Below are 10,966 nucleotides of genomic sequence, written 5' to 3' on the forward strand. Positions count from 1 at the left end.
TCCGGGCGAGGGGGCTGGCCCCCTCTTAGCGCGTCGGAACCGGCTCGTCGCCGCGATAGTCATAGAACCCACGCTGAGTCTTGCGCCCCAACCATCCAGCCTCGACATATTTCGTCAACAGCGGACAGGGGCGATACTTAGTATCCGCCAACCCATCATGCAACACGTTCATGATCGCCAGGCAGGTGTCGAGCCCAATGAAATCGGCCAGTTCCAGAGGCCCCATCGGGTGATTGGCGCCCAGCTTCATCGACTGGTCGATGGATTGAACACTCCCCACACCTTCATAGAGCGTGTAGACCGCCTCGTTGATCATTGGCATCAGGATACGGTTCACGATAAAGGCCGGGAAATCCTCGGCGCTGGCGGCGGTTTTGCCCAGTTTGTCGACCACGGCCTTACAGGCGTTATAGGTCTCTTCGTCGGTGGCAATCCCTCGGATCAGCTCGACCAGTTGCATAACGGGCACCGGATTCATGAAGTGGAACCCCATGAACCGCTCAGGACGGTCGGTCCGGCTGGCCAATCGCGTGATCGAGATCGAGGATGTGTTCGAGGTCAGGATCGTATGCGGCAGCAGATGCGGTTGCAGATCCTCAAAGATCGCCTGCTTGATCGCCTCACGCTCGGTCGCGGCCTCGATCACCAGATCGGTCTGGCCCAGACGCGGCAATTCCAGCGTGGTGGTGATCCGCCCCAAAGCGGCTTGCACAGCCTCGTCCGAGATCTTCCCGCGTGAGGCCTGACGCGCCAAATTGCCTTCGATCGTCTTTATGGCATTGTCCAAAGCGTCCTTGTTGACGTCGTTGACCAGAACGTCATAGCCCGCCAACGCCAGAACATGCGCGATCCCGTTGCCCATCTGGCCTGCGCCAATCACTCCGACCGATTTGATTTCCATGCTCTGGTGCCTCTGCTCTCAGCTCGCCGCGACATTACCGGCAGTTTGGGGCGGGCGGCAAGAGGCATCCGAGGTCTGCGGACTGGTCAAACTTGCCTCAAATCCGCGCATTAGCAATTTCGCAAGACTTGCGACGGCAAGATGGCAACCGGGTGAAAAATTGGGTGAGTAATATGAGCTATCATCAAACGGGCGCAGCAGTGCTCGAAGACAGCGTCTGTCAGTATGCGGCGTCAAAACTGAGATTCCGGGGGCCGTCGCGCGCGTTGGACGGCTCCTATCTGGCGTGTATCGGAGGGGATGAGACCTTTGGGAGGTTCGTTGAGCACCCCTATGTCGCGATTCTCGAAGGTATGCTGGACCGTAAATGCGTCAACTTCGGCAGTCTTCTCTGTGGGGTTGAGGCGCTGTGCGGCGATTCCACCTTGGTTGGACTGGCGAATAAGTCCGATCTTTGCGTGCTTCAATTGCCAGGGGCGTTGGGGCAATCGAATCGCTTCTATCGGGTTCATCCGCGCCGCAATGACCGGTTTCTATCTCCAACATCGGACCTGCTGACGCTCTACCCCGAGGTGGATTTCACGGATGTACATTTCGTGCGTCACCTGCTGGGGTTGCTGCATTCCTATTCGGACGCGCGCTTCGAAATCGTCACCCACGAACTTCGCAAAAAGTGGGTGGAGACCCTCGGCGTTTTTCTACAAGCTATCCGGCCTCCGGTCGTTTTGCTGAACCTGCAGTTTGATGGCGAAATCGCCCATGAGGTTGCCGGGCCGCTGGGCTGTGAACCGGTCTTTGTTGATACCGAGATGATGGAAGCACTGAGGCCGTACAGTGCGGATGTCGTTTCGATGTCAGTCCGGATCTCCGGCGAATCGGATGAGTTGGAGGATATGCTGTTCGGGACCCTTCAGCAGCCCATGGCCGAACATATGATCGGCCCAGCGACCCATCGTCGGATCGCAGAAACTCTTTTCCGATCGATCCGTGATTTGCATTGAAAAAGGCCCGCCGAGGGGGCGGGCCTTACAATGGTTTTCCAAGCAACCGCTTGGTTCGATCAGCCGAGTTTCTCGGTCAGTTCGGGTACGGCCTGGAACAGGTCAGCAACCAGACCGAAGTCAGCAACCTGGAAGATCGGTGCTTCTTCGTCTTTGTTGATCGCAACGATGACCTTCGAGTCCTTCATGCCAGCCAAGTGCTGGATCGCGCCAGAGATACCCACGGCGACATACAGGTCTGGTGCAACAACCTTGCCGGTCTGACCCACCTGCCAGTCGTTCGGAGCATAGCCCGAGTCCACGGCGGCACGCGACGCGCCAACAGCGGCGCCGAGCTTGTCAGCCAGAGTCTCGATCAATTTGAAGTCTTCTTCCGAGCCGACACCACGACCGCCCGAAACAACAACACCAGCCGAGGTCAGCTCGGGACGGTCGCTCTCGGCAACCTTGTCCTCAACCCAGGACGACAGGCCAGGGTTTTCGCCAACCGAGATGGTCTCAACCGCAGCCGAACCGCCTTCGCCTGCCGCATCAAAGGAAGCGGTGCGGAAGGTGACGACTTTCTTGGCGTCGTTCGACTTGACGGTCTGGATAGCGTTGCCCGCATAGATCGGACGCTCGAAGGTCGCGCCGTCAACTACGCCGGACGCATCCGAGATCACCATCACGTCCAGCAGCGCAGCAACGCGCGGCATGACGTTCTTGGCGTCGGTGGTGGCAGGGGCAACGATGTGCTCATAGCCATCGGCCAGACCTACGATCAGTGCTGCGGTCGATTCCGCCAGGCGGTGGCCCAGCGACTCGTCTTCAGCAACCAGAACCTTGGACACACCGTCGATCTTGGCGGCGGCCTCACCGGCAGCAGCGGCAGAACCGCCCGCGGCCAGAACGGTTACGTCACCCAGCGATTTTGCAGCGGACACGGCCTTGGCGGTGGCGTCCAGCGACAGTTCGCCATTGTTGACTTCGGCAAGCAGAAGTACAGCCATTACACAGCCCCCGCTTCTTTGAGTTTCGAGACCAGCTCATCAACCGAGCCGACGACGATACCAGCGGCACGGGCCGGCGGCTCATCGGTTTTGACGATTTCCAGACGCGGAGTGACGTCGACACCGTAATCGGCGGCGGTTTTCTCATCCAGCGGCTTTTTCTTCGCCTTCATGATGTTCGGCAGCGACGCATAACGCGGCTCGTTCAGGCGCAGGTCAACGGTCACGATGGTCGGCATCTTGACGTTGATGGTCTGCAAACCGCCATCCACCTCACGGGTGATTTTGGCGGAGTCGCCTTCGATGTCCAGCTCGGACGCGAAGGTGCCTTGGCTCCAGCCCAGCAGGGCCGACAGCATCTGGCCGGTGGCGTTCATGTCGTTGTCGATCGCCTGCTTGCCCGCCAGAACGATGCCCGGCTGCTCTTCCTCGACCACTTTGGCCAGGATTTTCGCAACAGCCAGAGGCTCGATATCCGTGTGGACGTCATCCGCAGCAATAACCAGGATCGCGCGGTCCGCACCCATGGCCAGAGCAGTCCGCAGCGTCTCCTGCGCCTGCTTCACGCCGATCGAAACAGCAACGACTTCGTCAGCCTTGCCTGCTTCTTTCAGGCGGATCGCCTCTTCAACTGCAATCTCGTCGAACGGGTTCATCGACATTTTTACATTGGCGAGATCAACACCGCTACCATCCGCCTTAACACGGACTTTAACGTTGTAGTCAATCACGCGCTTGACAGGCACAAGTACCTTCATTTTTGCGTTCGCTCCTTACAAAAACGGCAAGCCGCGTCGCGACTCCACCAATGCTCTCGCGGGACTAGATAGCGCCTCAATCTCATCGACAACAGAGCAAAATCGTCACGTCATGGGCTTGAGACGTCGCGTTTTGTGTTTTTTGACGAATAGGGGGCGGAGATTTTTTGACGGTTGGCCGACGATGGTGGGATTTGGTTGCCGGTGGCCAACCCGTCCAGCTGAAACCAGTAGGTTGATTGTTCTGGTCAGCGGGACACCGAGTAAATGACACTTAGCACCCGTTCTTTGGGCCGGGGCTCCGCCCTTCCGGTCGCCGGGACGTCCACTGGACGTCCCGCCGCTTTCAGCGGTTCGCTCCCGGAACCCACAAGACATCATCCTTGCCGCTGTTGTTGGCGCAGCGGGCGGCGACGAAGAACCAATCACTCAGACGGTTCAGGTATTTGACCGCGACCTCGTTGACAGGCTCCATATTGGTCAGCTCAACCGCCAGACGCTCGGCTCGGCGCGAGACGGTGCGGCAGACATGCAGATGCGCTGCCAAAGCCGAGCCACCGGGCAGGATGAAGCTGCGCAGTGGTTCAAGATCGGCATTCATCGCGTCGATTTCAGCCTCAAGCCGATCGATCTGAGCAGGCGCGATGCGCAGCGGCGGGTAGTCAGCCTCGGCGTCTTTTTCCATGTCGGGGCGGCAGAAATCAGCCCCCAGATCGAACAGGTCATTCTGTATGCGGGCCAGCGCCGCGTCAGTTTCTCCCTCGGCTTCGGTCCGGGCGACGCCGACAAAGGCGTTCAGCTCATCAACCGTGCCATATGCGGCCACGCGGCCCGAGTATTTCGCAACCCGTTCGCCATTGCCCAAAGCGGTTTTTCCGTCATCGCCTGTGCGCGTGTAGATCTTGTTCAGAACGACCATCGTCAAACTCCTTGTCCGCGCAGGAAGACGTAAAGCACAATCAGCAATACGGCAATGAATTGAAAGAGGATGCGCAGGCGCATCATCTTGTTGCTCTTCTTGGCGGCATCCATGCCGCTTTTTCCGAAATTTGCGATTCCAAGGGTCAGCACGACGACAACCGCCGCCATCGCCAAGAGCAAAACGACCATCAAAGGGTCCATCGTCAGTCACCGTCCGCTTTTTCTTTGTGTGCGCCTGATCTAGCGCCTGCAGTGCCAAAAGCGAACGGGAAATATTGCCTCAGATGTCTGACAGTATGCGGTCTATAGCTTTTGTTGGCAGAATTCGCCGCAAATAGCCGGCGATATAGGTCGGAGTCGTCACGTAATAGCGCGCCTTGGGCCGTTTCGCTTCGACCGCATGGGCCAGCTTGTTGGTCACCGCCGAGGCAGGCAGTTCGAACGCGTCCGGGCCAGAGCCTTCATAGAGCCGTTTCAGAAGCGACGCCTCGTACCTGTCACGCAAGACCGAGTTCTCCCAATCCACGAACCGCTCGAACACCGGGATCGCCTTTTCGCGGATTTTCGACGTGATCGGACCGGGTTCGATCAGGATGACCTTGACGCCGCTGCCGCGTAGTTCCAGACGCATCGTGTCAGTCAGACCTTCGATCGCGTATTTGGTAGCGACATAAGCGCCGCGCCACGGAAACGCGACCAGTCCCAGAACCGAGGAGTTCTGGACAATGCGCCCATAGCCCTGTTTGCGCATGACGGGAATAACCTGCCGCGTCAGTTCATGCCAGCCGAAGACATTCGATTCGAAGATGAACCGTAAACCATCGGTCGGCACATCTTCGACCGCGCCGGGCAGCCCGTGCGCCCCATTGTTGAACAATGCGTCCAAGGTGCCTCCGGTGGCCTCAAGAACCTCGGCCAGTCCGGCGGTGATGCTGTCTGTGTCCTGATAGTCGATTCGTGGGCTTTCAAATCCTTGCGCGCGCAGCCTGTCGCAATCACGCTGCTGACGGCACGAGGCAAACACGCGCCAACCGCGCGCACGCATACCGTGTGCTGCATCCAGACCGATGCCGGACGAGCAGCCGGTAATAAGAATTGATTTTTGCATGATGGCCCCGAACCTCAACGTCCTCAACCCCTAGGCTGCGAGAGGAAACAGGGCAATGACGCCCGGACGTCAGTTTGTGGTTTTGCGGACCAGTGATGCCGAAATCCATCCGACCTGTTGCCCGGGAAACACGCGTGTGCGCAACCAGCCGGTGCCGGAATCACTCAGGACCTCAACCCGCTGCCCGATCGTTGCCTTGCCGATGATGGGATAGATTGTGCCCGGGCCGTCACGCATGTTCACGCGGGTGCCAGAGATTTCACGGATGTCCTTTTCGGGTTCCGAGACAGGGGTCACGGCGGGTTCCGCGTCGGTTGTGACTTGCTGCATCGCCGTCACGCCGCCTTCCAGCGAGGCCAGCGTCAGCGTGACATCCTGATCTTCGAACAGGGACGGATTCGCCTGCAATCCGGCTGCAACCTGAGAGAGTAACGCTTTGGTTTCTTCCTCACCCAGAACAGGTTCAGGTTCTGCAATAAACTCAATAACCGGGATGGGTTGAACTGCGGCGCGGGTCACCAATTCCTCAACCGGAGCGGCTGCCGTAGGCGCGGCCTTCGGCGCAGGTTCGAACGTGGCCGCCATGCGCTGCGGATTGTCACTGCGCAGGCCGCGCGGCTCAAAGTCGGGGCCCCCGCTCATGACGTAGAAGGCCCATCCCAGAGCGGCGAAAGTAACAAGTATCAGGCGCGTCATGACGCTTCCCCCCGAAGAAATCGTAAATACAAGAATTGGCAGCAGTTTAATTCATGAGAGCATAGCATATTTCGAGGCGGGAGTCGAAAAATGGGGGAAATCCGTGGGTTGCCTCCCCCTGTTGCAAAAAGCGCGACTTGTCCCCAGTAAAATAAGTCTTGGTTGCTTTACCAAGCCGCGCTTGCGTCGTATCACATCATATATGAACGATACGATCGACGACCCCAACATGGAGGCCCCTGACAATGGGGGCGAGGTAGCCGAACCGCTACGCCGCGCAATTGGTGAGCGCTATCTGACCTATGCGCTGTCCACCATCATGCACCGCGCCCTGCCGGATGCGCGTGATGGTTTGAAACCGGTTCACAGGCGAATCCTCTATGCGATGAGGGAACTGCGACTCAGTGCAACCGGAGGTTTCCGGAAGTCCGCGAAGATCTCGGGCGATGTGATGGGTAACTATCACCCGCATGGTGACGCCGCGATCTACGACGCGATGGCGCGTCTGGCGCAGGACTTCAACGTCCGCTACCCGCTGGTCGACGGGCAGGGGAACTTTGGCAATATCGACGGCGATAACCCGGCGGCCTCGCGATACACCGAAGCCCGGATGACCATCGTGGCCGAGGCGCTGCTTGAGGGTCTAAACGAGGACGCCGTTGATTTCCGTGACAACTATGATGGCACGCTGACCGAGCCGGTCGTGCTGCCTGCGCAGTTTCCGAACCTGCTGGCCAATGGTGCCAGCGGTATCGCGGTCGGCATGGCGACGAATATCCCGCCGCACAATATCTCGGAGCTCTGCGACGCGTGTCTACATCTGATCAAAACGCCAGACGCGCGCGACGACACGCTGTTGAACTATGTGCCCGGCCCGGATTTCCCGACCGGCGGCGTGATCGTTGAGCCGCCCGAGAATATCGCACAAGCATATCGCACCGGGCGCGGGTCCTTCCGCTTGCGGTGTAAGTTCGAAGTCGAGGATCTGGGTCGCGGCCAATGGCAGATCGTCGTCACCGAGATCCCGTATCAGGTTCAGAAATCCAAGCTGATCGAGAAGATAGCGGAACTGATCCAGACCAAGAAAATCCCGATCCTAGCCGATGTACGGGACGAATCCGCCGATGACATCCGCCTGATCCTTGAGCCGCGTTCCAAAAACGTCGACCCCGAGGTACTGATGGGCATGCTCTATCGCAACTCGGACCTTGAGGTGCGGTTCAGCCTGAACATGAACGTGCTGATCGACGGGGTGACGCCCAAGGTCTGCTCGATGAAGGAAGTGCTGCGCGCCTTCCTTGATCACCGACAAGAGGTCCTGATCCGTCGCTCGCGTCACCGCATGGCGAAGATCGACCACCGGCTTGAGGTGTTGGAGGGCTTTATTGTCGCCTTCCTCAACCTCGACCGTGTGATCGACATTATCCGTTACGACGACGACCCCAAAGCCGCGCTGATGCGCGAGGATTGGGGGATTGATCACGTCCGCGCCACGGACGAATCCGACTACGCCACACCCAAACCGGGTGAGGGTGAGTTGTCTGAGGTTCAGGTCGACGCGATCCTCAACATGCGCCTGCGCAGCCTGCGTCGTCTGGAAGAGATGGAACTGGTCCGCGAGCGTGACGAGTTGATGCTGGAACGCGCCAATCTGGAAGACCTACTGGCCGATCCCGCTCTGCAATGGGCCAAGATCGCCGAGCAGTTGAAAGAGACCAAGAAGACCTTTGGCAAAGACTACGAAGGCGGCGCGCGTCGCACGCAATTTGCTGAGGCCGGACAGGTCGAAGAAGTCCCGCTTGAAGCGATGATCGACCGTGAACCGATCACGGTGGTCTGCTCTCAGATGGGTTGGATTCGCGCCATGACCGGCCACATCGACCTCAAGCGCGAATTGAAGTTCAAAGACGGAGACGGCCCCCGGTTCATCTTCCATGCGGAAACCACGGATCGGTTGCTGGTGTTTGCATCGAACGGGCGGTTCTACACCGTTAGCGCCGCCAACTTGCCTGGCGGGCGGGGTATGGGGGAACCGCTCCGCCTGATGGTCGACCTGCCGAACGAAGCGCAGATCATCGACATCCTGATCCACAAGCCCGGACGCAAGCTGCTGGTGGCCTCGGACGCTGGCAACGGTTTCATGGTGCCCGAGGATGACGTTCTGGCGCAGACCCGCAACGGGAAACAGGTGCTGAACGTCAAAGGCGACGAGACAGCGATGATCTGTAAACCGGTCGCTGGAGATCACGTCGCAGTGGTCTCGCAGAATGGCAAGTTCTTGGTCTTCCCAACCGAAGAGTTGCCCGAGATGACGCGAGGCAAAGGCGTGCGCTTGCAGAAATACAATATGGCGCGCGGCCGGCAGGGCACGTTGGAGTTGGATGGCGGCCTGTCCGACATCACAACCTTCAACTGGGAAGAAGGGCTCAAATGGTCCATGGGTGGCGATAAAACACGGCATGAGGCAGATATGTCTCAATGGCTGGCCAAACGCGCCAGCGTTGGGAAAAAGCCTCCTTATGGCTTCCCGCGTGTCTATAAATTCTCGTGATCTGACGAGGGTTTCGGGCGAAATCCGCCGATACGGCTTGGCACAGGCCGTATCGGTGCGCTAGATCAAAGAAAAACAGGCCTATCGAGACGAGATCATGCTGCGCATTTTGACCCTGATTACTGGACTTGCCCTGATGGGCGCCTGCACGCAGACGCAAGTCTATGAAGAACCCGAGTCGTTGGGGGAGTTCAAGCTGCGCGTAAACTATGCGTTTGCCGACAAGGCGGTGAAGGGACCTGTCTCTCGCGATGCGACGCCGGATGAATGGACCAAGGCGATCCAGAACGCGGTCGATATCCGCCTTGGCCGCTACGAGGGCGCGCAGGAATACGACATCGGTATCAGCCTCGAAGGCTACATGCTGGCGCCTCCGGGCATTCCCGTCATCTACAATCCCAAAAGCACGGCGATTGTTCTGGTCAACGTCTACGATGTGAAGAAGAAAGAGTTTCTGGCCAAGGGCAAGCAGTTTCAAGTTTTGGAAGACACGACCGGAGAGAGCGCTCTGACAGGGTCGGGAAATACCCGCACGAAAGAAGAGCAGATGAGCGGCCTTGCCCTGAAAGTTGCCGACCGAGTCGAAGAGTGGTTGGCCGAAGAACATAAGGACAATGGTTGGTTTGACCGGCGTCCGGACCTGATCCAACCGCTGGAAACGAGCGAGCTCACGCAAAATCCGGCGTGATCGGTGCATTTCCCTCAGGATGTGCTTGATTTTCCCCTTTGAACCAAATATCTCGCGCGCGCAGATGTAACCACGGGACCAAGGGTCCCCCAAATCGCAAAAGGGCGCCTGAGGAATGGCAAAGGAAAAGTTTGAGCGTACAAAACCGCACGTCAACATCGGCACGATTGGGCACGTTGACCACGGCAAGACGACGCTGACCGCAGCGATCACCAAGTATTTCGGTGACTTCAAAGCGTATGACCAGATTGACGGTGCGCCGGAAGAGAAAGCGCGCGGCATCACCATCTCGACCGCCCACGTGGAATACGAGACCGAGAACCGCCACTACGCGCACGTTGACTGCCCCGGCCACGCCGACTACGTCAAGAACATGATCACCGGTGCTGCTCAGATGGACGGCGCGATCCTGGTTGTGAACGCTGCTGACGGCCCGATGCCGCAGACCCGCGAGCACATCCTGCTGGGCCGCCAGGTTGGCATCCCGAAGATGGTCGTGTTCCTGAACAAAGTTGACCAGGTTGACGACGAAGAGCTGCTGGAACTGGTTGAGATGGAAGTTCGCGAACTGCTGTCCAGCTACGAATACCCTGGCGACGATATTCCGATCATCGCAGGTTCGGCTCTGGCCGCGATGGAAGGCAACAAGCCTGAAATCGGCGAAGAGAAGATCAAGGAACTGATGGCGGCCGTTGATGAGTACATCGACACCCCTGAGCGTGCTGTTGACCAGCCGTTCCTGATGCCGATCGAAGACGTGTTCTCGATCTCGGGTCGTGGTACCGTTGTGACCGGTCGTGTTGAGCGCGGCGTGATCAACGTTGGTGACGAAATCGAAATCGTCGGCATCCGCGACACTTCGAAAACCACCTGCACCGGCGTTGAAATGTTCCGCAAGCTGCTGGACCGCGGTGAAGCGGGCGACAACATCGGCGCGCTGCTGCGTGGTGTTGACCGTGACGGCGTTGAGCGTGGCCAGGTTCTGTGTAAGCCGGGTTCGGTTACACCGCACACCAAGTTCGAAGCCGAAGCCTACATCCTGACCAAGGAAGAAGGCGGTCGTCACACTCCGTTCTTCGCGAACTACCGTCCTCAGTTCTACTTCCGTACAACTGACGTGACCGGCACCGTGACCCTGGCGGAAGGCACCGAGATGGTCATGCCCGGCGACAACGTGTCGTTCGGCGTTGAGCTGATCGCGCCGATCGCGATGGAGCAGGGCCTGCGCTTTGCGATCCGCGAAGGCGGCCGCACCGTCGGCGCCGGCGTTGTATCGAAAATCACTGAATAATTCGCGCAAGCGAATAATCAGACGGAAAGGGCGTCCCTCGGGACGCCCTTTTTCGTTTGAGC

At 58.6% G+C, this 10,966-nt stretch carries 11 protein-coding genes; 4 read left to right on the plus strand and 7 right to left on the minus strand.

Annotation, left to right across the window (positions count from 1 at the left end; genetic code table 11):
- Positions 1–25: 25 nt before the first annotated feature.
- Positions 26–901: a 3-hydroxybutyryl-CoA dehydrogenase gene (locus tag ACP15L_RS20980; protein WP_425085656.1), complete on the minus strand. Its 876-nt coding sequence runs from the start codon at positions 899–901 to the stop codon at positions 26–28.
- A gap of 173 nt (positions 902–1,074) precedes the next feature.
- Between ACP15L_RS20980 and ACP15L_RS20985 the strand changes: the two genes are divergently transcribed.
- Complete coding sequence (locus tag ACP15L_RS20985; protein WP_425085657.1) at positions 1,075–1,902, plus strand: DUF6473 family protein; 828 nt, start codon at positions 1,075–1,077, stop codon at positions 1,900–1,902.
- A 59-nt stretch (positions 1,903–1,961) separates the two neighbouring features.
- On the opposite strand, the gene ACP15L_RS20990 is transcribed toward ACP15L_RS20985, so the two are convergent.
- From ACP15L_RS20990 to ACP15L_RS21015, 6 genes are all read right to left on the minus strand, one after another.
- Positions 1,962–2,891: an electron transfer flavoprotein subunit alpha/FixB family protein gene (locus ACP15L_RS20990; RefSeq protein ID WP_425085658.1), complete on the minus strand. Its 930-nt coding sequence runs from the start codon at positions 2,889–2,891 to the stop codon at positions 1,962–1,964.
- Complete coding sequence (locus ACP15L_RS20995) at positions 2,891–3,649, minus strand: electron transfer flavoprotein subunit beta/FixA family protein (RefSeq protein WP_170380421.1); 759 nt, start codon at positions 3,647–3,649, stop codon at positions 2,891–2,893. Before ACP15L_RS20995 ends, ACP15L_RS20990 begins: the two co-directional genes overlap by 1 nt.
- 346 nt (positions 3,650–3,995) lie before the next feature.
- A complete protein-coding gene (locus ACP15L_RS21000) occupies positions 3,996–4,568 on the minus strand; it encodes a cob(I)yrinic acid a,c-diamide adenosyltransferase (protein ID WP_170380420.1) in 573 nt (190 codons plus the stop codon).
- Between the two features lie 2 nt (positions 4,569–4,570).
- Positions 4,571–4,771: a twin transmembrane helix small protein gene (locus tag ACP15L_RS21005; protein ID WP_170380419.1), complete on the minus strand. Its 201-nt coding sequence runs from the start codon at positions 4,769–4,771 to the stop codon at positions 4,571–4,573.
- Between the two features lie 79 nt (positions 4,772–4,850).
- The gene (locus tag ACP15L_RS21010) at positions 4,851–5,678 is read right to left on the minus strand and encodes an SDR family NAD(P)-dependent oxidoreductase (RefSeq protein WP_425085659.1); all 828 of its coding nucleotides are present in this window, start codon (positions 5,676–5,678) and stop codon (positions 4,851–4,853) included.
- A gap of 69 nt (positions 5,679–5,747) precedes the next feature.
- Positions 5,748–6,374, minus strand: a complete 627-nt coding sequence (locus ACP15L_RS21015) for an SH3 domain-containing protein (RefSeq protein ID WP_425085660.1) — start codon at positions 6,372–6,374, stop codon at positions 5,748–5,750.
- A gap of 202 nt (positions 6,375–6,576) precedes the next feature.
- On the opposite strand from ACP15L_RS21015, the gene parC reads away from it, so the two are divergent.
- The 3 genes from parC (at position 6,577) to tuf (ending at position 10,904) form a co-directional block, all read left to right on the plus strand.
- On the plus strand, positions 6,577–8,925 hold the full coding sequence (gene parC / locus ACP15L_RS21020) for a DNA topoisomerase IV subunit A (protein WP_425085661.1): 2,349 nt from the start codon (positions 6,577–6,579) through the stop codon (positions 8,923–8,925).
- Between the two features lie 97 nt (positions 8,926–9,022).
- Complete coding sequence (locus tag ACP15L_RS21025; protein ID WP_425085662.1) at positions 9,023–9,613, plus strand: hypothetical protein; 591 nt, start codon at positions 9,023–9,025, stop codon at positions 9,611–9,613.
- A gap of 115 nt (positions 9,614–9,728) precedes the next feature.
- Entirely contained in the window at positions 9,729–10,904 is a 1,176-nt protein-coding gene (tuf, locus tag ACP15L_RS21030) for an elongation factor Tu (RefSeq protein WP_170381019.1), read from the plus strand.
- The last annotated feature ends 62 nt before the right edge of the window (positions 10,905–10,966 follow it).

Origin of the sequence: Ruegeria profundi (assembly GCF_049800715.1) — a bacterium.
Classification (GTDB): Bacteria; Pseudomonadota; Alphaproteobacteria; order Rhodobacterales; family Rhodobacteraceae; genus Ruegeria; species Ruegeria profundi_A.